Below are 22,971 nucleotides of genomic sequence, written 5' to 3'. Positions count from 1 at the left end.
GCATATTCACCAGACCTTAACCCCATTGAGCACAAATGGGCACAAGCCAAAGCAATCAGAAAACAACAAAACCAAACCGTTGAGCAACTCTTTAAAATTGAATCATTTTATGTGACGTAGGCTATAGGCAGAATTTAAATTGTTCTGCAACCCAGTTCACAAGACGACCGCAGTAACCGCCATCCACCCAAATCTTCTTCAGCTTTTTGCAACTACAAGATCAGATGACGCAAGAGTAGGCGAGCACCGTCACGGTCCTGCAACACTGGCGGCAGTTACTACAATAGCCAACAGTAAACTCAATGTGTCCACCAGAATGTGGTGTTTACGGCCATTGACCTTCTTACCCGCATCAAATCCACGTTGCCCAGGAACCGCTGTACATTTGACGCCTTGACTGTCCAGACAACCTGCCGTCGGGTGTTTGTGACGTCCGCATCTTTCCCGCAACCGGGAACGCAACAAATGATGGAGACGTTCTCATGTCCCATTATGGGACTAACGGTAAAAAATAGTAGTAAACCGCACTCCAGACCGGAAATTCATGGGGCAATTACTACCCTTGATAACCTGTTCTCAAAACATAAAGGATCGCATTTATTACCTGACGCATAATCAGCTCTCGTAGCCTTCCTACTGTCGATAATGGCAGGTGAGATTTCAAGTAGTGCCACGCTCCATTGCTCAAATCGCTCGGATAACGCTTCTTACGCTTTTTTGTTGATTCATAATGCCGCCTCTTTATAGCAAAATTAGCTACACTAACGCTAGAATTCAGAATTTCCAAACAGTTTCCTGGGATTAATTACTGTTACCAGTTTTGGCGAGCAGCCTATCCAGTAAGCGAGTACTCAGGATGCGCTTGAGAAAGCCAAATAAATAAGTAGGAACAGTAACATAATAACGTGGTTGGGGCGTGCGTGCCTCAAGGGCATGAATGACTCGTTTGAGGACCGCTTCTGGTGGCAGGGTGAAAGGAACGGCTGGACCTTGCTTGTTCAGCCGGTTCAATACCGCGCGGTATTTTTCCCGATGGAGGCTATTGTCTATCTTAATGTATTGCTGTAATGCCTTGAGCGCATTGGCGCGAAATTGAGAGGTAATCGGCCCTGGTTCGATCAGGCTGACAAAGATTTGACTACCCATCAATTCAAGGCGGAGGGTATCGCTCAATCCTTCGATTGCATACTTGGAGGCATTGTAGGCGCCGCGAAATGGCATGGCAGCAAAACCCAGAACAGAGCTATTCTGGATAATCCGGCCATAGCCTTGTTTACGCATGACAGGCAACACCAGATTGGTTAATTCCAGCCAGCCGAAAACATTGGTTTCAAATTGCGCGCGTAAGGTGTCGCGGTTCAAATCTTCAACGGCAGCCGGTAAACCATAAGCGCCATTATTAAATAAGGCATATAATTGCCCGTCAGTGCGCTGCATGATTGCTGCAAATGCTTGTTGAATCGATTCTGGATTATTTAAATCCAATTGCAGGCTTTCTAATCCTTCAGCTAATAACATTTCGACACTTTCCTGTCGTCGAGCTGTGGCAAATACACGATAACCGCGCTGATGCAACGCATGCGCGACACAGTAACCAATTCCACTGGAGCAACCAGTAATTAAAATAGACTTTTTCATCAACCAAGCTTAACCTGAAAGCTATCCGTTTGTTTTGGAGTTGACATAAGAAAGGGCATCATCATAGCATCATCTAGATAAATTCATTACAAATGACATCATAATGACCATCATTGAGTAAATGTCAAAATTATTATTCAAACTAAGAAATGTTCCAGATGACGAAGTGGCGGAAGTGCGTACATTATTGAACAACCATCATATCGATTACTATGAAACAACCGCAGGCAATTGGGGCGTTTCTATGCCTGCGCTGTGGGTGAAGGACGAGCATCAGTTCCAGGAAGCGAAAAAATTACTCGAGGAATATCAGGAGGCACGCTCAATTCGGGTTAGGGAAGAGTATGCGCGACTCAAAAGGGAAGGAAAAAACAAGACAGTGCTAGATAGCATGAAGGAAAATCCAGTCTTGTTTATTGCTTATATATTGATTGTGCTAGCCTTGCTCTACTTGCCATTCAAATTAATCATGGAGCTATCCAAACTATAATCTTAGAAACCGCTGATTGGATAATTTTTTGTTTTTACCAGCCGTTGTTTAAAATCACTTGAAATCTCTTATTTGCTTGCGGGCCTGGATTGAGTCAAATTAACTTGAAAATCATCGTTGTTTTCTTCTTGGGTGTGCTTACTGTTCTGGGTTTCGCACCATTTTATTTTTTTCCGATACCGTTGGCTACCCTGGCGCTCCTGCTTTATTTCTGGCGTAACAGCGTAAAGCCTTTTAATGCAGGCATGCTGGGTTTTTCTTTTGGCATGGGCATGTTCGGTGCTGGTGTAACCTGGATTTATGTCAGTCTGCATGATTTCGGCAGTATGCCGATGCCACTGGCAGTATTGGCTTTGATCTTGCTGTGCGCTTATCTTTCGTTATTCCCTGCATTAACAGGATGGCTTGCGGTAAGATCGCGCGCAGCGGCACCAATTATTTGGCCATGGATGGTTGCTTCCTTATGGATGTTGTCCGAGTGGTTGCGTGGTACCTTGTTTACGGGTTTTCCTTGGTTAACGGTAGGCTATTCCCAGGCGCCACATAGTCCGCTTGCAGGTTTTGCGCCAGTGGTGGGTGCCTACGGTGTTTCACTTCTGTTGGTTGTGAGTGCCGCATGGTTATCATGCTGGCTTGGACAGAGGCGCAGCTGGCGATTTTTATACCTGCTAGGTGGTGTCTGGGCAATGGGGCTCGGCTTGCAGTGGATAAACTGGACACAACCGCAGGGTGATCCTGTGACGGTAAGCCTGTTGCAGGGGAATATTGCGCAGGACTTAAAATGGCGGGAAGATCACCTTATAACAACTATGAATACCTATGCGCAGCTCATCCGGGAAAGCAACGGCCGTTTGATTGTGACGCCGGAAATATCGATTCCTTTGTTTCGTGAAGATGTGCCGACTGATTATTTGTCAGAGCTGGCTGCGCAAGCAGTAGCCAATAATGGCGATGTACTGATTGGTATGGCTGAATCGGTATCGTCGGATCGGAATGAATATTACAATACTATGTTTAGTCTGGGAGTATCTGCTGAGCAGCGCTACCGGAAGCATCATCTGGTGCCATTTGGCGAATATATCCCGTTAAAACCCGTATTTGGTTGGATTATCCAGGTGCTGAATATTCCTTTGTCGGGTTTTTCCCGCGGATCACTAGATCAGCAGCCGCTGCAACTGGCAGGACAAAGGGTGGCAATCAATATTTGCTACGAAGATGTATTTGGTGAAGAAATCATCAGGCAGCTCCCCCAGGCATCAGTGCTTGTCAATGTCAGCAATGATGCCTGGTTTGGGCGTTCCATCGGTCCACGGCAGCATTTGCAGATTTCACAGATGCGCGCATTGGAGACAGGCCGATATATGTTGCGTGCTACCAATACCGGGGTAACGGCCATCATTGATCAACGCGGGCGCGTCCTGCAGGAATTGGAAATGTTTACCACCGCAGGTTTGCACGGGGTGGCGCAAGGCTATGCAGGTTCCACACCTTATGTGCAGGCGGGTAATAGCTTGGTGTTAGGAGCTGCTGGCTTGCTGTTGATTATCGGCTGGCTATCAGTCTTCTTTTATGGAAAACGTAAAACCTTGTAGAATGCTAATCGTGATCAACAGAACCATGCTGAGTTTATCGTTTTGTCTATATTGATGCCTACACTGACATTTCAGGAAATGATTCTGACGCTGCAGCATTATTGGGGTAAGCAGGGTTGCGCCTTGTTACAGCCTTATGACATGGAAGTAGGTGCTGGTACCAGTCATACTGCGACCTTTTTGCGTGCATTGGGGCCAGAGCCCTGGCGTGCAGCTTATGTGCAGCCATCGCGCCGTCCCAAAGATGGTCGTTATGGCAATAATCCGAATCGGCTGCAGCATTATTATCAATATCAGGTGGTACTGAAACCGGCACCACAAAATATTCTGGAGTTATATTTTGGTTCACTTCGGACATTGGGTCTGGATTTGAAACGGAATGATGTTCGGCTGGTTGAAGATGACTGGGAAAATCCAACACTTGGCGCATGGGGGTTGGGCTGGGAAGTATGGTTAAATGGAATGGAAGTAACGCAGTTTACCTATTTTCAGCAAGTCGGGGGTATGCACTGTCGTCCAATTACTGGTGAGATTACTTATGGACTGGAGCGACTGGCCATGTATCTGCAGGGTGTGGAAAATGTATTTGATTTAATCTGGACAGAAGGACTTACTTACGGTGATGTCTATCATCAAAATGAAGTCGAGCAATCAGCTTTTAATTTTGAATATAGTGATACCGATTTCCTTTTCCATGCTTTTGCTAAATATGAAGAGCAAGCCAATAACCTGATGGAAAAACAATTGCCATTGCCTGCTTATGAACAAGTCCTGAAAGCGGCGCATAGCTTCAATTTACTGGATGCCCGCGGAACCATTTCAGTAACCGAGCGGGCTGCCTATATCGCGCGTATCCGTAATCTAGCGCGGCGCGTGGCACAGGCGTATTACGATAGCCGTGAACGCTTGCACCCTTCTTTTCCTTTGGCTCCGCGTGACTGGGTGGCGCAAATGCCCAAGAAAGCAGGGTGAGCATGGTGATGGAAAATCTGCTCGTAGAGCTGCTAGTTGAAGAGCTGCCGCCTAAATCGTTGCATAAGCTGGGGGTGCATTTTGCAGAAACACTGCTAAATAGTCTGAAAGAACAGAATCTTGCTTCGCCTGATACGATAGTTACCGCCTATGCCACACCGCGCAGACTGGCAGCGCATATCACTCAGGTGTTAGCACAGGCGCCTGATCGTGCCGTGACGACCAAGTTAATGCCCGTTGCCGTTGGTCTGGACAAAGAAGGACGGGCTACGCCGGCTCTGATCAAGAAGTTGAGCAGTCTTGGGGTGGAAGCATTCGTTGTTTCGCAGTTGGGCCGGGCCATGGAAGGCAAATCTGAAACACTTTTCCTGGAGCGCGTGATACCGGGCATCATGCTTACGGAAGGGCTACAGCAAGCGATTGATGAGGCTATTGCGCAATTACCCATTCCCAAGGTGATGACCTATCAGCTGGCAGATGGTTGGGAAAGTGTCCATTTTGTTCGTCCAGCGCATAGTCTGATTGCATTGCATGGAGCAGAGATCATTCCTGTAAATGCGCTAGGTTTGGCTGCCGGCAAAGTGACACAAGGGCACCGCTTTGAATCGATTGTCCATCCGATCGTTGTCAGGGAAGCGAATAGCTATGCGCAGCAGCTGGAAACAGAGGGCGCCGTTATTGCCAGTTTTGCTGAGCGCCGCAACCGAATCGTCCATCAGCTTAACACTGCTGCAGCTAAAGAAAACTTGCAGCTCATTCAGGATGAAGCATTACTGGATGAAGTGACGGCGCTGGTCGAGCAGCCTAACATCCTGGCAGGTAAATTTCCGTCAGAATTTCTGGAAGTGCCGCAGGAATGCCTGATTCTGACGATGAAAGCCAATCAGAAATACTTTCCACTACTGGATAGTGATGGCAAACTGGTCAATACCTTTCTGATAGTAGCGAACGTCTGTCCGGCAGATACTCGCTTGGTGATCGAGGGCAATGAACGTGTCGTGCGCTCGCGCTTGGCGGATGCAAAATTTTTCTTTGATCAAGATCGGAAAAATACCCTGGCTTCACGCATTCCCGGATTGGATAAGGTGGTCTACCATCATCAGCTTGGTAGACAAGGGTTACGTATTGAATACGTGCGCGCTATTGCACGCGAAATCGGACAAATGTTGGGTGGAAATGTTTTGGCGGAGCAGGCAGAAGAAGCAGCGAAGCTAGCCAAGACGGATTTGCTGACTGACATGGTGGGAGAATTCCCCGAACTGCAGGGTATTATGGGGCGCTACTATGCCCAACACGAGGGTTTGAGTGATGTCATCGCCTATGCGATAGAAGATCACTATAGGCCCCGTTTTGCCGGTGATGCGCTGCCACGCAATCTGGCTGGTGTCTGCGTGGCGCTGGCAGACAAGCTGGAAACCTTGATCAGTCTGTTTGGTATCGGTCAGGTCCCGACCGGAGATAAAGATCCTTTTGCTTTGCGCCGTCATGCCCTGGGTGTGATTCGTATTCTCATTGAAAAGGATTTGCCACTCGAACTGGATAAACTCCTTGGGCGAGTATTGGAAATTCTCCATGATAAGCGTATTGAGGAGCGATGGACTGAGCGGGCCGTCTTTGGCGAATCGTCTAAGCAAATGACTGGAATAACTATCCAGAGCCAGGGCATACAGAGTTTTACACGGAGTTTTATTTCCACTGAAGTGATTGTGCAGCTACTGGAATTTATCTATGAGCGGCTGGCCTGGAGTCTGCGTGAGCAGGGCTATAGCGCACAAGAAGTGGATGCGGTATTGACGCTTCGTCCACAGCATTTAAATGATATTCCCAAACGGCTTGCCGCTGTCCGTGCTTTTGCCGCTTTACCAGAGGCAGCCAGTCTGGCAGCAGCCAATAAGCGCGTGAGTAATATTCTCAAGAAGGTTGCCGAGAATATTAATGCCCAAGTAGAAATTAAATATTTGCAGGCCCCTGCCGAGCAGGCATTATACCAAGCGTTGATCGAGATGAAGGATAAGGTGGATGAGGCATTGCTGCAGAAGGATTACACGGTTGCCCTGCAAATCCTGGCAGCATTAAAGGCGCCAATTGATACTTTTTTTGATCATGTCATGGTCAATACTGATGATCAAATGTTGCGCAACAATCGCCTGGCATTACTTAAAAAGCTGCAACAGGTCATGAATCGGGTGGCTGATATTTCCAGGCTGGCGAGCTGACATGAAACTGATTATCCTTGATAGCAATGGTGTGATCAATGAAACTAGCCATACCTTTATCAAAACGTCCGAAGAATGGAAACCTATACCGGGCAGCATGGAAGCGATTTCACGACTCTCCCATGCCGGTTATCGCGTGATTGTTGCGACCAATCAATCAGGTATTGGACGCGGATTGCTCGATATGGCTACTTTTAATGCCATCAATGACAAGATGTTCAAGGCTGTTCACCAGGTCGGGGGACACCTTGATGCACTTTTTTTCTGTCCACATACACAACAGGATAAATGCCATTGCCGTAAACCTGAAACAGGCATGTTTCAGGAAATCATGCAACGCTATAGTACAGACCTCAAGGGTGTGCCTGCTGTGGGAGATGCTTTGCGAGACTTGCAGGCAGCAGTTGCTGTCGGTGCCATCCCGATTTTAGTGCTGACTGGGAAAGGCGAAATGACCCATGCGAATGGTGATCTGCCAGAAGGGACGCAAATTTTTGCTGATCTGGCATCAGTCGTTGATACTTTAGTGAAGCGAATATGATACCGGCTGCGCTGCGTGCGACGCTTTATACCTTATTACAGATTATCATTACTCCCCCCTATGCGCTAATCACGCTCTTATGCTTTCCACTTCCACCACATTATCGTTATAAGGTTACTTATGGCTGGACTTGCCTTATGCTGTTTTTGCTGAGGATAATCTGTGGACTGCATTATCGTGTGCTTGGTGCTGAGAATATTCCTGATCGGCCAAGTATCGTGCTATCAAAGCATCAATCAGCATGGGAAACCCTGGCGTTACAACAAATTTTTCCACCTCAGGTGTGGGTGCTTAAGAAAGAGTTATTGCGGATTCCATTTTTTGGCTGGGGATTAGCCATGACTAATCCGATCGCAATTGATCGCAGTTCGGGTAAGGCAGCTTTACAGCAAATCGTTGAGCAGGGTAAGGAGCGATTAGAACAGAATTTCTGGATAGTCATCTTTCCAGAAGGAACGCGCATTCCTCCAGGTAAGACAGGTAAATACAAGATAGGTGGTGCATGGCTTGCCACCCACACTGGCACATTGGTTGTGCCAGTCGCGCATAATGCTGGAGAGTTTTGGGGGAGAGATTCATTCATCAAATACCCTGGAACGATTACGGTAAGTATTGGCAAACCAATTGATCCAACCGGTATGGAGTCTGATGAACTTAATGCACGTGTACAAGCATGGATAGAAGCTGAAGTGTCACGTATCAGCCGTTCTGGAAAAGAAGGGCGTGATGGAAAATTTGTTTTGGTCTCGAACAAGTCGCTTAAAGATGCTGAAAAATGAGGCACGTAGCATCACGCTGACCAACAGGATAATCAGCTATACGCTTATTCGCCGTAACCGGAAGACAGTTGGCCTGAGAATCAATCGAGATGGTTTAACAGTGCGTGTTCCTTTGCAAGCTACTATCAGCAGCATCGAACGAGTGTTACAAAGCAAGGCAGGGTGGGTTATTGGAAATCTGGATGCATGGAAAGAGAAAAAAATTATCCAACCCGAGTGGTGTCTGCATAGTACTTTCTGGTTATTGGGTGATCCCTATCGATTGACATTGACTGAGTCAGAGAAGCTGCGCATGGTACCGCAGACTAATAAAGCGGGCCCAGCTCAGGACATGTCATCTTCTTTAGTCGCTCTTACCCCCGATCAAATCGAGCAATTTGTGATGGCTTGGTATCGTAAACAGGCGATGATGCATATGAGTGAACGAGTAGCATTTTATGCAGGCAAATTGGGTGTGCCGCTGCCAAAACTGAGATTATCCAGTGCCCGCACGCGCTGGGGTAGTTGCAGTTCCCATGGAACTGTATGTCTCAACTGGCGATTGATTCAGTTACCACTTGCTCTGGTGGATTATGTCGTCGCGCATGAATTATCTCACCTTGTCGAGATGAACCATTCTGCAGCGTTCTGGAAAGTGGTCGAGCGCATTTACCCGGATTATCGGCAAGCGCAAATGGCGCTAAGGAAAATCGGCTGACCGGAACGATTCATTTTTTAGAATGCTTAATGAACTGGATGCATAATACAAGATTTCCCACTGCCTGCTATTGTGCATATAATGTTGCTGCAAGCTGTACAAAAAGCCCGAAAATGATCCTGTAGTATAGTTATTTAACATGATTATTGAAAGAGCAGCTTACCCTGGAAATCCCTTAACCATAAAACCTTACAAGCGAGGAGAGAAAATGAAGCACCGATTTAAACTCATTACCCTGGTTGGCGCACTTTTACCTTTTTATGCTCATGGTGGAGGTGATCCTGATTTTGTCAAGTTTCCGGAGAGCTATCAGCAGGTCTTTACAAAATACGATACTGCCAATCGAGCCAATCAGACGCAGGTGGCAAAATTCTATGCGAATGAGGTTGCTGTCGCGAGCTATAAAAAGGGCGAAGAAGCAGCGCCTGGGTCAGTGGTTATCATGGAAATATATGAACCTAAGAAAGATGCAGATGGCAAGATTATCTCCGGGAAAGAGGGTATTTTCGAAATTGAGAAATTGGCTGCAGTGGCTGTCATGGAAAAAAGAAATGACTGGGATAAAGCTTTTTCTCAGGAGAATCGCGTAGGTGACTGGGGATTTGCCGTGTATAACCCAGATGGTACGCCTAAAAGCAATGATCTGAATTGTGTTCAATGCCATACGCCATTGAAGAATCAAGATTATTTATTTAGCTTCCAGAAACTGGTTGAATTTGCAAAGAATCAGTAACGGTGAGCGTGACGGAGATATCATTGTAAAAAAGAACAGGTTGTGAGTTTATTAGATTTACAGCCTGCTCAAGCACTTGAAAACATAGCGTGAACGCTCCGATGGTATATTTTGCGATAAAGTTTTGGCTGCTGTTTGCTCTAGCATTTTTTCCCCTGATTTATCCCTCGTTTGCTTATGCGCATACTGGTATGGTCGATCAGAGCGGATGGGTGCATGGTTTTATTCATCCGCTAGGCGGATTGGATCATATCCTTACGATGGTAGCTGTTGGCCTATGGGCAGCTCAAATGGCCGGGCGCGCGATCTGGCTAGTGCCCTTTACTTTTGTCACAGTCATGACATTGGGCGGAGTAGTGGGAATGATTGGGATTCCTTTTGTAGGTACTGAGCTGGGAATTGTCATTTCACTGCTGGTTTTCGGTATGTTGATTGCAGCTGCAATCCACTTGCCGTTGCTCATAAGTATTATGGTAGCGGGCATGTTTGCATTTTGTCACGGCTATGCTCATGGTGCCGAAATGCCGCACAATGTTTCAGGATTGGCTTATGCAGCGGGATTTATATTGGCAACTGCGTGTCTTCACGCGTGTGGTATTGCACTTACCGTGTTAAGCGGGCGCATGGGTCGTGTACAATGGCTACGGCCTGCTGGTATCGTGGTTGCTTTCTATGGAGGAAGTATTTTATTTGCCGGGTAGAGGTTATGAGAATGACGTTCTGCTAATGAATCTCCTGTGTATTTCAATCTCTGTATAGGGCAGAACGCTTTCTTTGTCTAGCTATCTCATATGTAGCTCTGTACCACAAAGTTTACGATGCCTGTTTTCTTGCTTCTGCGTTCCGTCTACCGCTTTATGTCTGAGGTGCCCGCTGCAATTCTTGTCACAATTTTCCAGATACTGACATAAAATTACTCATGCATGAAATGTCATTAGCCGAGAATGTCTTGCAGATCATCGAAGAAGCCGCTCATCATCAATCATTCACGTGTGTCAAGATGGTGTGGCTAGAAATTGGTCAACTGGCTTGTGTAGAGCAGGAGTCTCTGCATTTCTGTTTTGAGGTAGTGACGCGTGACAGTATCGCCCAGCGGGCACGCCTGGAAATTATTGATATCCCAGCCGTGGGTTGGTGCAAAATATGCACTCATGAAGTGCCTATGATTACGCTGCATGATGCTTGTCCACAATGCGGGAGTTATGGACTTAAAGTATTGCGTGGTGATACCTTGCGAGTCAAAGAACTTGAGGTCGAATAGAAGGAGGAACTATCATGTGTACAACATGCGGTTGCGGAAATGGTTTAGTGCGGATAGGCAAAAAACTGTTACAGAATTCTCGCAAGCCAGCTGGAGCAATCCATTATCGAAAGCCTGACAATATGGCATTGCAGACCGCTGTGGAGACATCCAGTCATCTTCCCGTTCATAAACATGATTTGATTGATTTTGGCTCAGATGCTGCGGGCGTGCATGCAGCAGGCATGAGTCAAGCGCGCATGGTGAGAATTGAACGTGATATTCTTACCAAGAATAACCAGTATGCTGACGCAAATCGTCAGTATCTGACTGAACATGGTATTTTTGCACTCAATCTGGTCTCCAGTCCAGGTTCCGGCAAAACGACTTTATTGGTTAGAACCATTGCTGCCTTGCAAGAAAAGCAGCGCATTTACGTGATTGAGGGTGATCAACAAACAGAGAATGATGCTGCGCGTATTCGCGCCTGTGGGGTGCCTGCTTTGCAAATTAATACAGGCAAGGGGTGTCATCTGGACGCTTACATGGTGAGCCGGGCCATGCAACAGCTTGCTGTGCAGGATGACAGTGTGTTATTCATTGAAAATGTCGGCAATTTGGTATGCCCAGCCAGCTTTGATCTAGGCGAAGCACATAAGATCGTGATCCTTTCCGTGACTGAGGGTGAAGATAAGCCTCTCAAATATCCTGATATGTTCCGAGCTGCACATCTCATGTTGCTTAACAAGTGCGATCTGCTGCCTTATCTGGCTTTCAATACTGAATTGGCAATTGATTATGCTCATCGTGTTAATCCTTTGCTTCGGGTCATTCATATTTCAACTGTGAGTGGCGAGGGGATGCCAGAATGGCTGGACTGGATTAAAGTGGGGCAATATCGGGCTGTGGCAGGTAGACTGAACATAGACAAGCGTCATGCCGAGTAGCTTCGATTTCACGCAGCTTGATTCACCTTTGTTTTTGATTGAACTTCCTTTCGCAGCACCTTCTGTGCTGGCCTGCGGCGCTTGGTTAAAAAACACTATCTGCGTAACACGAGGTCATAGCGCTTTAATCTCTCCATTAATTGGTGATCTTGATACAGCGTACGCGCGTATTAGACTGGATGAAACCGTGTCCCGTATGTGTCAGATGTTTAAAGTACAGCCTGAGATTGTTGCGCATGATCTACACCCTGATTTCTACAGTACGCAATTTGCAAGCAGCTATGCGACAAAGCATAATTTGCCGATTATCGCGGTGCAGCATCACCATGCTCATATTGCTGCTATCTGTGCCGAGCACGGCATCAGTGAAGCCGTCTTGGGTTTGGCCCTGGATGGTGTGGGGTTAGGTGTAGACGCGATGCCTTGGGGGGGGGAATTATTACGAGTGGAAGGAGGGTATTTTGAACGGCTGGGGCATCTGGCCTCACTTGCTATGCCAGGCGGTGATCAGGCTGCACGCGAACCGTGGCGTATGGCTGCAGCAGTGTTATTCAAGCTGGGACGTGCTAACGAGATCCTATTGCGTTTCCCCAATCAGCCGGCAGTTGATACGGTCACCACCATGTTACAACGCAATTTGAACTGTCCGGTGACCTCCAGCATGGGACGGCTGTTCGATGCTGCTGCAGCTTTATTGGGTGTGAATGAAATTCAATCTCATGAAGCGCAGGCGGCGATCGAGTTACAAGCGCTGGCCGAATCTCATGGTAATGTGGCTTCACTTGCACAAGGCTACCAAATTACCGTCAATAATATTCTTGATTTTTCTTCGCTGCTTGCCTGGCTGGCGCAATGTACCGATATCTTCCATGGTGCTGCAGTATTTCATGCTACCGTTGCCGCCGGGCTTGCCGAGTGGGTCGCAGTGACTGCCCGTAAACATCAGTGCGTTTTAATTGCACTGGGGGGTGGTTGCTTTCATAATAGACTGTTATTGCAACTATTGAGTCAGCATTTAGCTGAAAACAACCTGGTAGTCTTATCCGCTAAACGGTTACCACCTAATGACAGTGCTATTTCATTGGGTCAGGCCTGGGTAGCCGCGCAACGGTATGACACAGCGACCACCCACAGTGATCACCTGAAGACTGTTAATTGTTGATATACAGCTTCTTAATCAGAGTTTCCAGTATCTGCTATAGTTAGGGGCTTTCAACCATTTAAATACTTTCCTGTCCAAACAGGAGAATGACTATATTTATTTTTGTGAGCCTGATCATGCGTAGCATTGCTATATTATTTTTTACCCTATTGACAACGACATTGGCGCAGGCTGCATCATGGATATTACCACCATCAGATATTGATATTTTTGGTCAAGTAACCGTCGTAGCAGCAAGCAGGGAGGAGACTCTACTCGATATTGCACGCAGGTATAGTATTGGACAGGACGAAATGCTGTTGGCCAACCCTCTAGTAGATCGCTGGCTGCCTCCCGAAGGTGCTGAAGTTGTGATACCAGGCCGGTATATTTTTCCACATGCTGAACGTACTGGCTTGGTCGTTAACTTGCCTGAAATGCGGCTTTATTATTTTCCCAAGGCAGGGAAAGGGAAGAAGCCAGTTGTCATTACTTATCCGATCAGCATAGGGAGAATGGACTGGCGAACACCGCTGGGCAGAACAAGCATCATTAGAAAACAAAAGGATCCTACCTGGACGCCGCCTCAATCACTCAAGGATGAGGCTATTGCAGCAGGCAATCCACCACTACCGAATATCGTTCCCCCTGGGCCGAATAATCCATTAGGTCGCCATGCGTTATATCTGGGTACAGCAGGTTATTTGATTCATGGTACTGACAAACCCTTTGGCATAGGTATGCGCGTGACGCATGGGTGCCTGCGCATGTACCCTGAAGATATCGAAGAATTATTTGATCAGGTACCAACCGGAACTCCCGTTCAGCTTGTCAATCAACCGATAAAACTTGGCTGGCTAGCTGATTCCCTGTTTATAGAATTGCACCCACCACTGGAAGAAGACGAGCATCAATATGCTGATTATATGCAGAAAGCTCGCGAAGTGATCACCAGTTTTCTTGAGAGGAGCGCTAGTGGCAAGAATGCAAGCCCAACCAGAAAGAATATCATCATTGATGAGCTGGCACTTGAGCTGGCTGTGTTTGAGAAGAATGGTATTCCTGTTTTGATTTCAAAATAGCCTGAAATAAAAAGCCCCCCAAGAGGGGGGCGTTTTTATTTCTGCATAATTTATTTATGCATGGCTCGTTTGAACATGCGGTCAATTTTTGTTTCAGTTTCAATTGAGCGCGCATTGGCTTCATTAGCAGTATTGAGAGCTCTGTTTGCAATATCTTTTGCTTCATCTGCAGTTGCTCTAGCATTAGCAGCTTCTGATCTAGCAGCATCTGCATCTGCTTTAACAGCATTGAGTTGTGATTTCACTTCTTCGAGTTGTCCCGTGGTTGCACAACCAGATAATGTAACTAAGGCACTCAGCGCTGCTACAGTAAATGCATACTTCATTTTCTTATTCATCTTTATCTCCTTACTGTTATTTGATTTAGATAAAACTCAAAATTTCCAGCATAAGTTGTTGTCCATCCAAGTCCACATCTAAAAAATCAGCGACAACTTCGTGATGCTACATGATTTCTCTCGCTATATAAAGCGAGAGTGTGTCATATTTACCACAGCCATATTGTAGTGATCATTAGTATTTTGATTTTGACCAGCTGAGTTCCGCTCTCAATTAAATAATGATTTTAAACTGTGCTTGATCAATACGTAAAATACCCAACAGATTCACATTTCTAGCATCACTAAAAGAAAGCGACAAATAAAATTATCTCTCTTACATCATCATGCTAAGGGATAATAAATAGGCCAGCAATAATGCATATGCATACAATTTTATTCTTCATTCCAAAAGACTAAGGAAAACAGATATGTAAGCCGGCGATGGACTATTAAAGTGGTTGGCAGAGCGTTCCAACTTAGCAACCGCCTCTAGCATAATACGCCCTAAGTTCTGATCCACAGACTGCATGATCCGTAGGATTATTCTTAAAAGACACTGTAAATCAAGCCTATTACTGTGCAGATAGTAATAACGTAAATGACATTGCGTTTGAAATAGAACAACGAGAACAGCGCAATACTTGCTGCCAGTGCAATTAAGGTGGCTGGCCATTCAAACGAAGAAAAGAAGCTTCCTGGCCATAGAACATGATAGGTAAAAAACATTACCAGATTGAAAATGACGCCGACTACAGCAGCGATAATGGTAGTCAATGGGGCAGTGAATTTCAGGTTGCCGTGAGTGGTTTTCACTAATAGTCCGCCAGTCAGGACGAAGAAAAATGAGGGTGGGAGGGCAAACCAAGTTACCACTATAGCAGCAGTGACTCTCGCCAAGAAAGTAAGTTCGCTGCTAAATAGTGCGTTGGTATAGCCACCGATAAAGCCGATGAATGTGACTACCATGATGAGTGGCCCTGGGGTGGTTTCACCGAGTGCCAGACCATCGATCATTTGCACAGGATTCAGCCTCCATAGTATTACCGCGCCTTGAGAAACATAAGGCAGAACAGTAGAGGCACCTCCGAATGTCAGCAGGGCTGCTTTGGTAAGAAATCAACCTAATTGAGTCAGTGTACCTTCCCAGCCAAATTGACTGACAAGCAACGCCATCGGCACGAGCCAGAGTAGGGCATAGAGTTGTGATCACTGTGGCCAGACGCGGCCAGCGGAAACGGGTGTGTTTGGGGAGAGGAGTGGTATCATCGATGATAGCCGGCTCGTATGATCGGCTATACAATTGACTGTGCTTATCATGCTCTGCCATGAACTGAGTCGGTGCCATATGTGCACCGGCATAACCGATCAGCGCAGCAGTCAGTAGAATAGCTGGAAACGGTGTATTGATATCGCGATGGCGATGAGGGAAGCAATGGCGACCATCCATAAAGTCTAATTCTTTAGGGTGCGCGTTCTGATCCGGCAAGCAGCTTGCAAAACGATAGCAGTTACCGCGGACTTGATACCATGAAACAGCCCGGCCATCAGCGGGACGTGATCAAAGGTGATGTAGAGCCAGGATAAGGCAATCAGAATGAGTAGAGATGGCACAATATAAACAATATGCCCGCAACGATACCACTCCAGGTTCGATGCTTGAGCCAACCGATATAGGTGGCGAACTGCTGAGCTTCTGGGCCAGGTAATACCATGCAGTAATTTAGCGCATACAGAAAGTGCCTTTCACTAATCCAGTATCGCTGCTCAACTAATTCCGTGTGCATGATGGTAATTTGTCCAGCCGGACCGCCAAAGCTGATCCGGCCCAACTTGAACCAGAACAGCTATGCTTCGCGAAAGCTAACCTGGGTAGAAGGTGTGGCTTTACCGATTTCGTCAGAGGGTGATGTCATCTTTTCAGGATATTTGCAGAAACCTGTAATCAATGATGTTTGTGATGAGCCGGATGGGTTTCTGCTTCAGCAGGTAGGCCGGTCGTTCTTATTTGATAAGTGGCATGGCAGGCTACGCAACGCTGCATGGTGATGCTCAATAGTGCCAAAGTATGTTTGGGATCCCGCAAAGTTTCTGTATCGACTGCAATCTGATCAAAACTTTTATGCACCGACATGCCAAGCTGCATGAAGTCTTCTGGTAATACAGATTGCAAGTGATTCTCTCCCTTATGCGCCATTTCCATGCCTAGCATGCGGGCATGGCGGGCAACCGCTGTCATATCCTCTTCCGAGAGTGCTTGCAGAATCTGCTGGGTACCGAGCAGTAAAGCACGCATCTCGGTCAAGATGTGATGGCGCTGCATTTCATTAAGCATTAGCACTTTGCGTTCATCCATATCCGCAGCTATGACAGTCGTTGTGAGCAAGCTCAATACAAGCAAATAAATCTTCTTCATCAAAATCTCCTCTAAACTTGATACTAATACGAACAAGAAATGGGTTATTGGCTGCCTCTGAGCGGAAGCAGTGACAGGGTATGTTCGGGTGGTCCAGGCAGAAACGCGGTTGCTTTGCCAGTCACCCAATCAGCATGACCACTGCCATAGTAAGGTGAAAGGGGGTGACCGCTCTGTCCACCAGGCATTGAAAAATAACCTTGCTCTTCATTACCCGGCGCAACCACGAAACGCTGTGATGCACCAAAATTAGGTGACTGGATACGTGGCATATAACTATCGCCTGGCAGTGGATCACGCGGCATATCCAGCCACTGAGCAATAAATCCTGGCAGTACACGACTCAAAGGATGCTGGATAGCCGCAGTATTCTGCTCACCCCAGGTACGCACTGCTATCCCGCCGGGCTGAGCCTGCAATTGTTCCGCGATACGCTGTACGCAAGTTTCAAGCAGTTGATCCCAATCGGTATATCCCGGCGGCAGCAGATGCAATGGACGTTGCTCAAGCAACACCCACACGGCATGTTCGATCTGGGGTAGCCGCGGTAATAAGAAATCCGGATGGCGACGCCGTACTTTTGCAGCAAAATTATCTAGGATGCTACCAATGATCTCCTGACGGAACGTACGTACTATACGGTAAGCAACAGAGTTGATAGCAGCATGGCCATCCCAATCATTCAATGCTTGCTGCATTTCTGTGCGCCAGTCAGAGGAAGACGTCTGATCCAGTGTTCGTTTAAGTAATTGCCGCCAGCGAGCAAGAAATAAAGCGCGATCGTCCAACTGAATTGAAAATAAGTCAGTGGGCGTGAAGTGCTCAATTTTCTGCAAGCTATCACGGATCTGGCGAGCACGTGCACCGAGCTCATAGCCGCCATCACCTAGCAGTGTGTACATGGTGCCATCGATTACCCGGCTATTGGCACTCCATAACCGTTGCTCCTGTGGATTGCTGATCAAAGGGTATTTTGCTGCTTCAAGCCAGCCTTGCCAGCCGATATTTCCTTCACTCCAGTCTGCCGGGATACCTGGGTTGTATTGGCCTGTGCGTAATGGAATACGTCCCGCAATTGTCCAGGCGATATTGCCATTGCGATCCCCCACAATGAAATTTTGTGCCGGAATACCTGCATGTTGCGCAACGACAATAGCATTATCCACTGTTTCTACCTGCTCGAGTTCAATCAAATCCAGATTGACTGAGCCGCTTTGGTAGACAGTCCAGACCAATGCTAGCGGTGTGCCGTCATGATCATCTGCCAGTATTGGCCCCCACTCAGTTTCACGAACTTCGAGCGTTTCATCAGGTGCACCACGCACATGTAGCGTTTCATGGTAGACTGAAATTGGTTTCCAGTTGCCGCCACTAAGATAACGCGACGGATCTGCCGGGTCAAGCGTAATCCGTACCCAATCGGCCATATCGCCGTAGCTGTTGGTAAAGCTCCAGGCAATATGCCGATTGGAGCCCACAACAATCGCAGGGACACCGGGCAGACTTATGCCTGCTGTATCAATCAAGCGCTCGGGCCGCTGAAAATGAGAATAAATGAGGCGTGTACGGAACCATAAACTGGGTGCCCGTAATGACAGATGCATGTCATTGGCTACCAGCGCAGCTCCGCTGGTCAATGAGCCGGCAACTGCAAAACTGTTGCTGCCCGGGGCTTCATCATATTGATCATTCCTATGGTGTTGTAAGGTACGCTCCATACGCTCCAAGCCTGAATCAAGTTGGTGCAAATCAAATTCTTCGCTGGAAGGTGGTTGTGGCCACTCAAAAGGTGCCCCAAGCAGCGGCGTATCCCATTCACCTCCGCTTGCAGTTAAAAACTGGTAAATAGATTCAGGCAAGCCAGCGCGCAGAGTGGAAAGTTGCAACTCGCGCTGCACGCTTGACTCTTGTAAAGTAAAAAACATCGATATGATTATTAGTAGACTGTCCTCACTGCGCCAGGGATGCGGTTGGGTGCGTGTCAGCAGATAAGGAAATGGCCGTACTGCCAGTGCAGCCAGACCTTTGTTTGCACCATCGCGATACACATCGATTAAACGGCGCTGGCTTTCAGGCAGATCGGCCAGCATTGCTTTGGCACGGGCGCGCATGCGATGTCTCCGCGCCTTGCGGTCAGCTGGTAGCGCCCCAGCACCAAATAATTCAGCCAATTCTCCCGCTGCGCTGCGCCGCATGAGATCCATTTCAAAGAAGCGTTCTTGTGCATGGACATAACCCAGTGCCCTGGCAAGATCAAGACGATTCTGCGCGTGTATGGTTACGCTGCCGAGCACATCTCGTTCGATGACAGCTGCTGCGGATAAACCAGGAACATGCACTTTGCCGTCATATTGGGGCAAGCTGCCTTGTAGTAGCAGCCAAGAGGCGCATGTCAGCAATAGCGCCAGCACAAGCGGCATGAATAGCAGCCAGCGAATCAGACTAGACCATGGAAGTATTGTCATAGCCAATAGTTGCAGTTGCCAATCAGGAGGCAACAAGCTGTGCACGTATGGCTTCAATCCGCTTGCGATTGGCGCCTAAATCGCTTTTTCCCAGCCGGGAAGCAGAACGTACCTGAATCACCTTGGCAGCTGGATCAAACCAGAATTCCGTATCATCCACAAATTTCATGATTTTAGTGGTAAATTGAACATAAAGGTAATGCGTATCGCTTGTGATGACTTCTGCGCCTTCCATATTTTCGACAATGCTGCGTATACGGGTCAATGTTGTCGTTGCGTCGCCAATGAGCGGCAATGGCTCAATGCTGGCGTAATGAAGCTGTGGATGATCTGGATAAAGTGCAGCCTGGCTGGAAACACTGTTAGGTGTCATGGCAGGCGGTTTAAGCTTGCCCTCCCGGGTGCCCAGATCGATTGGGGCTGTTCCTTTGAGCATGCCAAGCTGGCCTGCGAGCACTGCCACAATTACAATTAAAAAAAGAATGATCAGTAGCCATTTGATGAATATCATAAAAGAACCCTGTTTAGATATCGATGGTAAAGTAGATAATTTATCAGGAAATACGGATGCTTAAGTGAATTCGACCAAATCGCTATTGAGATGATTCTGACCCGTATCACGCATGTGTTACCCGCCGTGGCAGAAATTATTACTTATTTGTATTAAAGATTCTGGTTTTTAGCTTGACGCATTTTTCGCCGAATTGCGATTGCCAGTAAGCCTGCTGCTACAAACCATATCCCGTATCGTTTCAGCCATTCAGCCGGATTCTTTTGTACGAAGGTTTGTATTTCAGCGACATCCACGATTTTCTGACTTTCATGCTCACTGCCGGTAGCTGTCAGATGGAGTCGGAGCGTAAGTGCTTGACGGTTCGGTGTTAACGGCGTGATTTTCCAGGACCAGAGCGTTTCGCCATGATTGGAAAAAAGTTGCGCTTGCGGTCCTGGATTGTCAATATGAAATCCATCTCCGGTAATTTCTGCTTGCATGCTGGCAAACACTTTGCCGCTAATGCCCTGCATAGCAACGCCATGGGGAGACTTGGCTATGATGTCATTGATGCGCTTTGCCAACGCGTTGGTGTCAAGTTGGAGCGTGATATCAAAGGGAATGAACTGCACAACTTCTGCCGGTAGTGTGACAACAGTGCTTTCAACCGGTAGTTTCATCATAATAATGGGCGGAAACTGTTTGTCACCAACCATAGCATGCGCAAGAAAATTCATTGCGTAAGGTATGAAAAGAAGAGCTGCCATTAAGGCAGGGAGAAGCATATTGAAGCTGATTGCAAATTTACGCATTATTTCTCTCGGCAAATTTATAAGTTTTTATATTTTTATGGATTTTATCATCTAATTTTATGATCAAATCCTGATTGAACACTATGATTCAGAATACTGAACAGGATGTGATTCATATTATTTATAGGAAACATTTGTCTGTGACTGAACAAACTATACCTTATCTCATCGCTCACCGTGGTTATCCTGCGTGCTATCCCGAGAATACGCTTGCCGGGCTCGAAGCTGCGATGCTGGCTGGGACTTGTTTTGTCGAGATCGATATCCAATTGAGTGCTCGCCGAACGCCATTTTTATGCCATGATGATCATCTGCAGCGCTTGACGGGGACCGATCACTGCCTGACTCAGCTCGACGATAGTGTCATTAATATGCTGTCAGTGCCCTATCCTGATTCCGGTCTTGCTAGCACTCCAGAAGCTGAATCTCTGTCTGATTTGATCACTTTTTGTCAACTCTTGCAGGAGTGGCCATGGGTAACTGCATTTGTTGAAATAAAATTAGAAAGCATTGCTAAATTTGGTTTAACAGCAACAATGGATGCCATTCTTGAAGTCATTCATCCATACCATAAGCAATGTGTCATAATCTCATTTGATGCACGCGCAGTCGCATTTGCAAGAAGACAGGATGCTGCACGGATTGGCTGGGTTGTCCCGAAATGGGACAATGAACATGGTATTATCGCTAAACAATTGGCCCCGGAATTTCTATTTTGCAGCACCAGTCGTCTGCCGCATGACTCTCATGAACGTTGGCAAGGTCCCTGGCAATGGGTAGTCTATACGGTCAATGACAGTCATACAGCGTTGAGGTATGCCGATGAGGGAGTTTTTCTAATCGAAACCGATACCATTGGCGCATTATTACAACATCCACTACTCAAAAAAAATGCCTGTATCCAATCATTATGACGTCGTTATCGTGGGCGGGGGTATCCAGGGAGTTGCTGTGGCCCAGGCTGCTGCAGCACGTGGCTGTAGTGTTCTGGTACTGGAAAAAACGGCACTGGCTGCGGGCACTTCAAGCTGCTCTAGTAAATTAATTCATGGTGGTTTGCGCTATCTGGAAAGCGGTCAGCTTGCACTCGTCCATGAAAGCTTGCAAGAACGATCCGAGTGGTTGAGATTAGCGCCTTCTCTGGTCAAACTTAGTCCGTTTTATATTCCGGTATACCAGGAAACATCGCGCAGCATGCTGACGTTACGTGCTGGCCTGAGTCTGTATGCCTTGCTGGCGGGTGGGAGTGCCTCAGCGAGTTTTCATTCTGTTCCAAAATCTGAATGGAAACAGTTGGATGGCTTGACAACTGAGGGGTTAAAGCATGTTTTTCAATATTGGGATGCCCAGACTGATGATCGGCTTCTGACACAGGCATTGATGCATTCTGCCCAATCATTGGGTGCGGAATTGCTGTGTCCTGCTGAATTTGTTCATGCCACCATCGCTTCTTCGATATGTGAAATTGATTATCTGCAGGGCGGCAGAACAAATCACTGTAGCGCAGCCGTGCTGGTGAATGCTGCTGGACCCTGGGTGAACAAAGTAGTACAACGAATAGATCCTCAGCTACCGGAATATCCTATTGAGTTGGTGCAAGGGAGCCATTTGGTGTTGGAAGGAAGTCTCTATAGGGGATGTTACTATCTGGAGTCTGCCATAGATCGGAGAGCAGTATTCGTATTGCCCTGGTATCAGCATATCCTGCTAGGGACAACCGAAACTATATTTAATGGCGAACCGGAAGAATCGTTTCCATTGGCTACGGAAGAGGCTTACTTACTGGATTGTTTTCATCATTACTTTCCAGCAAGAAATATGACTGTCAGGGAAAAATTTTCTGGATTGCGAGTACTTCCCGCAGCACAAGGCTCTGCTTTTCATCGTTCCCGGGAAATACGTTTACAGTACGACGCACCACAGAAGCCGCGTATCGTCAGCATCTATGGCGGTAAACTGACAGTTTGCCGTGCTACTGCACAAAAAGTACTGCATGCCATTATGCCTACATTGCCTAAGCGCACACCTAGAGCGGATGTTTCAAAGTTACTGCTTGAGTTGCCGTAATGAATAGCCCAGTAACAATTGACCAATATTCAGCGCACTGCCTCCAATTTTATCACCATTTAGCCGGGTATTAAAAAAATGCCTGTGAGAGTAACCCAAATTAAAGGATGATCGTTCATTAATACCAAATCCCATACCAAAAGTCGCACCCACTGCATCGCCTGGGTCAACTTTGCCAGCATTTCCGTCAGTAGTCGTGGTATAGGTAGTCGGCCCTGCAAAATACCTGAGACCCTCATGAACACATCGGTTCAAGTAAGAAACCAACCTCCTAAACTCTCAAGAATTTATAATAACAGCATCTAAACCTGAGGGAAATTCAAAGTATTTAAG

The 22,971-nt window shown here is 47.0% G+C and carries 23 protein-coding genes and 1 pseudogene; 15 read left to right on the top strand and 9 right to left on the bottom strand.

Going from position 1 to position 22,971, the window contains the following annotated elements; translation table 11 throughout:
• Positions 1 to 249: 249 nt before the first annotated feature.
• Together J5I83_RS12730 and J5I83_RS12725 are read right to left on the bottom strand one after the other, a co-directional pair.
• The gene (locus J5I83_RS12730; protein ID WP_304056684.1) at positions 250 to 465 is read right to left on the bottom strand and encodes a transposase; all 216 of its coding nucleotides are present in this window, start codon (positions 463 to 465) and stop codon (positions 250 to 252) included.
• Positions 466 to 801: 336 nt separating this feature from the next.
• Positions 802 to 1,638, bottom strand: coding sequence for an SDR family oxidoreductase (locus tag J5I83_RS12725; protein WP_304056682.1), 837 nt, complete (start codon positions 1,636 to 1,638; stop codon positions 802 to 804).
• Positions 1,639 to 1,759: 121 nt separating this feature from the next.
• On the opposite strand from J5I83_RS12725, the gene J5I83_RS12720 reads away from it, so the two are divergent.
• The 13 genes from J5I83_RS12720 (at position 1,760) to J5I83_RS12660 (ending at position 14,068) form a co-directional block, all read left to right on the top strand.
• Positions 1,760 to 2,128: a DUF6164 family protein gene (locus J5I83_RS12720; RefSeq protein ID WP_304056679.1), complete on the top strand. Its 369-nt coding sequence runs from the start codon at positions 1,760 to 1,762 to the stop codon at positions 2,126 to 2,128.
• A gap of 98 nt (positions 2,129 to 2,226) precedes the next feature.
• The gene (gene lnt / locus J5I83_RS12715) at positions 2,227 to 3,720 is read left to right on the top strand and encodes an apolipoprotein N-acyltransferase (RefSeq protein WP_304056687.1); all 1,494 of its coding nucleotides are present in this window, start codon (positions 2,227 to 2,229) and stop codon (positions 3,718 to 3,720) included.
• A gap of 54 nt (positions 3,721 to 3,774) precedes the next feature.
• On the top strand, positions 3,775 to 4,692 hold the full coding sequence (glyQ, locus tag J5I83_RS12710; RefSeq protein ID WP_304056676.1) for a glycine--tRNA ligase subunit alpha: 918 nt from the start codon (positions 3,775 to 3,777) through the stop codon (positions 4,690 to 4,692).
• Between the two features lie 2 nt (positions 4,693 to 4,694).
• Entirely contained in the window at positions 4,695 to 6,908 is a 2,214-nt protein-coding gene (glyS, locus tag J5I83_RS12705) for a glycine--tRNA ligase subunit beta (protein WP_304056673.1), read from the top strand.
• Position 6,909: 1 nt separating this feature from the next.
• Positions 6,910 to 7,449 carry a D-glycero-beta-D-manno-heptose 1,7-bisphosphate 7-phosphatase gene (gene gmhB, locus J5I83_RS12700; RefSeq protein ID WP_304056671.1) on the top strand — a complete coding sequence of 180 codons (540 nt, stop codon included), beginning with the start codon at positions 6,910 to 6,912 and terminating at the stop codon, positions 7,447 to 7,449.
• Positions 7,446 to 8,228 carry a 1-acyl-sn-glycerol-3-phosphate acyltransferase gene (locus J5I83_RS12695; RefSeq protein ID WP_304056669.1) on the top strand — a complete coding sequence of 261 codons (783 nt, stop codon included), beginning with the start codon at positions 7,446 to 7,448 and terminating at the stop codon, positions 8,226 to 8,228. The genes gmhB and J5I83_RS12695 overlap by 4 nt, the downstream gene beginning before the upstream one ends.
• Positions 8,215 to 8,925 (top strand): M48 family metallopeptidase, encoded by a 711-nt coding sequence (locus J5I83_RS12690; RefSeq protein ID WP_304056666.1) that lies wholly within the window; start codon positions 8,215 to 8,217, stop codon positions 8,923 to 8,925. The genes J5I83_RS12695 and J5I83_RS12690 overlap by 14 nt, the downstream gene beginning before the upstream one ends.
• Positions 8,926 to 9,133: 208 nt before the next feature.
• Positions 9,134 to 9,658 carry a cytochrome P460 family protein gene (locus J5I83_RS12685; protein WP_304056664.1) on the top strand — a complete coding sequence of 175 codons (525 nt, stop codon included), beginning with the start codon at positions 9,134 to 9,136 and terminating at the stop codon, positions 9,656 to 9,658.
• Between the two features lie 89 nt (positions 9,659 to 9,747).
• Entirely contained in the window at positions 9,748 to 10,359 is a 612-nt protein-coding gene (locus J5I83_RS12680; protein WP_304056661.1) for a HupE/UreJ family protein, read from the top strand.
• 218 nt (positions 10,360 to 10,577) lie between these two features.
• Positions 10,578 to 10,919 carry a hydrogenase maturation nickel metallochaperone HypA gene (hypA, locus tag J5I83_RS12675; protein WP_304056659.1) on the top strand — a complete coding sequence of 114 codons (342 nt, stop codon included), beginning with the start codon at positions 10,578 to 10,580 and terminating at the stop codon, positions 10,917 to 10,919.
• A 14-nt stretch (positions 10,920 to 10,933) separates the two neighbouring features.
• Positions 10,934 to 11,845, top strand: coding sequence for a hydrogenase nickel incorporation protein HypB (gene hypB / locus J5I83_RS12670; protein WP_304056657.1), 912 nt, complete (start codon positions 10,934 to 10,936; stop codon positions 11,843 to 11,845).
• Positions 11,835 to 13,007: a carbamoyltransferase HypF gene (locus J5I83_RS12665; protein ID WP_304056654.1), complete on the top strand. Its 1,173-nt coding sequence runs from the start codon at positions 11,835 to 11,837 to the stop codon at positions 13,005 to 13,007. Before hypB ends, J5I83_RS12665 begins: the two co-directional genes overlap by 11 nt.
• An 86-nt stretch (positions 13,008 to 13,093) precedes the next feature.
• Positions 13,094 to 14,068, top strand: a complete 975-nt coding sequence (locus tag J5I83_RS12660; protein WP_304056652.1) for a L,D-transpeptidase family protein — start codon at positions 13,094 to 13,096, stop codon at positions 14,066 to 14,068.
• A 50-nt stretch (positions 14,069 to 14,118) separates the two neighbouring features.
• Here the strand turns inward: J5I83_RS12660 and J5I83_RS12655 are convergent, their stop codons facing one another.
• From J5I83_RS12655 to J5I83_RS12630, 6 genes and pseudogenes are all read right to left on the bottom strand, one after another.
• Positions 14,119 to 14,406, bottom strand: a complete 288-nt coding sequence (locus J5I83_RS12655; RefSeq protein ID WP_304056650.1) for an Lpp/OprI family alanine-zipper lipoprotein — start codon at positions 14,404 to 14,406, stop codon at positions 14,119 to 14,121.
• 528 nt (positions 14,407 to 14,934) lie between these two features.
• A pseudogene (gene chrA / locus J5I83_RS12650) lies at positions 14,935 to 16,232 on the bottom strand (chromate efflux transporter).
• A 98-nt stretch (positions 16,233 to 16,330) separates the two neighbouring features.
• Positions 16,331 to 16,801, bottom strand: a complete 471-nt coding sequence (locus J5I83_RS12645) for a hypothetical protein (protein WP_304056647.1) — start codon at positions 16,799 to 16,801, stop codon at positions 16,331 to 16,333.
• A gap of 44 nt (positions 16,802 to 16,845) precedes the next feature.
• Complete coding sequence (locus J5I83_RS12640; RefSeq protein ID WP_304056646.1) at positions 16,846 to 19,266, bottom strand: penicillin acylase family protein; 2,421 nt, start codon at positions 19,264 to 19,266, stop codon at positions 16,846 to 16,848.
• Positions 19,267 to 19,288: 22 nt separating this feature from the next.
• The gene (locus tag J5I83_RS12635) at positions 19,289 to 19,777 is read right to left on the bottom strand and encodes a DUF1499 domain-containing protein (protein WP_304056644.1); all 489 of its coding nucleotides are present in this window, start codon (positions 19,775 to 19,777) and stop codon (positions 19,289 to 19,291) included.
• 152 nt (positions 19,778 to 19,929) lie between these two features.
• Complete coding sequence (locus J5I83_RS12630) at positions 19,930 to 20,571, bottom strand: hypothetical protein (protein ID WP_304056641.1); 642 nt, start codon at positions 20,569 to 20,571, stop codon at positions 19,930 to 19,932.
• A gap of 140 nt (positions 20,572 to 20,711) precedes the next feature.
• Between J5I83_RS12630 and J5I83_RS12625 the strand changes: the two genes are divergently transcribed.
• Together J5I83_RS12625 and J5I83_RS12620 are read left to right on the top strand one after the other, a co-directional pair.
• The gene (locus J5I83_RS12625) at positions 20,712 to 21,485 is read left to right on the top strand and encodes a glycerophosphodiester phosphodiesterase family protein (protein ID WP_304056639.1); all 774 of its coding nucleotides are present in this window, start codon (positions 20,712 to 20,714) and stop codon (positions 21,483 to 21,485) included.
• Positions 21,463 to 22,638, top strand: coding sequence for an FAD-dependent oxidoreductase (locus tag J5I83_RS12620; RefSeq protein ID WP_304056638.1), 1,176 nt, complete (start codon positions 21,463 to 21,465; stop codon positions 22,636 to 22,638). Before J5I83_RS12625 ends, J5I83_RS12620 begins: the two co-directional genes overlap by 23 nt.
• On the opposite strand, the gene J5I83_RS12615 is transcribed toward J5I83_RS12620, so the two are convergent.
• Positions 22,618 to 22,893, bottom strand: a complete 276-nt coding sequence (locus J5I83_RS12615; protein WP_304056633.1) for a hypothetical protein — start codon at positions 22,891 to 22,893, stop codon at positions 22,618 to 22,620. The two genes, J5I83_RS12620 and J5I83_RS12615, sit on opposite strands and share 21 nt — an antisense overlap.
• Positions 22,894 to 22,971: the final 78 nt, after the last annotated feature.

It is taken from the genome of Nitrosomonas communis (assembly GCF_024102715.1).
Classification (GTDB): domain Bacteria; phylum Pseudomonadota; class Gammaproteobacteria; order Burkholderiales; family Nitrosomonadaceae; genus Nitrosomonas; species Nitrosomonas communis_B.
This window is presented reverse-complemented; position numbering and strand designations above follow the sequence as displayed.

What these genes read in the sequence shown, in the direction of transcription:
- hypA (WP_304056659.1), top strand. Translation starts at nt 10,578, where the DNA reads ATGCATGAAATGTCATTAGCCGAGAATGTCTTGCAGATCATCGAAGAA.
- gmhB (WP_304056671.1), top strand. Translation starts at nt 6,910, where the DNA reads ATGAAACTGATTATCCTTGATAGCAATGGTGTGATCAATGAAACTAGC.
- hypB (WP_304056657.1), top strand. Translation starts at nt 10,934, where the DNA reads ATGTGTACAACATGCGGTTGCGGAAATGGTTTAGTGCGGATAGGCAAA.
- J5I83_RS12630 (WP_304056641.1), bottom strand. Translation starts at nt 20,571, where the DNA reads ATGCGTAAATTTGCAATCAGCTTCAATATGCTTCTCCCTGCCTTAATG.
- J5I83_RS12640 (WP_304056646.1), bottom strand. Translation starts at nt 19,266, where the DNA reads ATGACAATACTTCCATGGTCTAGTCTGATTCGCTGGCTGCTATTCATG.
- J5I83_RS12720 (WP_304056679.1), top strand. Translation starts at nt 1,760, where the DNA reads ATGTCAAAATTATTATTCAAACTAAGAAATGTTCCAGATGACGAAGTG.
- glyS (WP_304056673.1), top strand. Translation starts at nt 4,695, where the DNA reads ATGGTGATGGAAAATCTGCTCGTAGAGCTGCTAGTTGAAGAGCTGCCG.
- J5I83_RS12655 (WP_304056650.1), bottom strand. Translation starts at nt 14,406, where the DNA reads ATGAATAAGAAAATGAAGTATGCATTTACTGTAGCAGCGCTGAGTGCC.
- J5I83_RS12620 (WP_304056638.1), top strand. Translation starts at nt 21,463, where the DNA reads ATGCCTGTATCCAATCATTATGACGTCGTTATCGTGGGCGGGGGTATC.
- J5I83_RS12635 (WP_304056644.1), bottom strand. Translation starts at nt 19,777, where the DNA reads ATGATATTCATCAAATGGCTACTGATCATTCTTTTTTTAATTGTAATT.
- J5I83_RS12725 (WP_304056682.1), bottom strand. Translation starts at nt 1,638, where the DNA reads ATGAAAAAGTCTATTTTAATTACTGGTTGCTCCAGTGGAATTGGTTAC.
- J5I83_RS12645 (WP_304056647.1), bottom strand. Translation starts at nt 16,801, where the DNA reads ATGAAGAAGATTTATTTGCTTGTATTGAGCTTGCTCACAACGACTGTC.
- J5I83_RS12665 (WP_304056654.1), top strand. Translation starts at nt 11,835, where the DNA reads ATGCCGAGTAGCTTCGATTTCACGCAGCTTGATTCACCTTTGTTTTTG.
- J5I83_RS12690 (WP_304056666.1), top strand. Translation starts at nt 8,215, where the DNA reads ATGCTGAAAAATGAGGCACGTAGCATCACGCTGACCAACAGGATAATC.
- glyQ (WP_304056676.1), top strand. Translation starts at nt 3,775, where the DNA reads ATGCCTACACTGACATTTCAGGAAATGATTCTGACGCTGCAGCATTAT.
- J5I83_RS12660 (WP_304056652.1), top strand. Translation starts at nt 13,094, where the DNA reads ATGACTATATTTATTTTTGTGAGCCTGATCATGCGTAGCATTGCTATA.
- J5I83_RS12685 (WP_304056664.1), top strand. Translation starts at nt 9,134, where the DNA reads ATGAAGCACCGATTTAAACTCATTACCCTGGTTGGCGCACTTTTACCT.
- J5I83_RS12695 (WP_304056669.1), top strand. Translation starts at nt 7,446, where the DNA reads ATGATACCGGCTGCGCTGCGTGCGACGCTTTATACCTTATTACAGATT.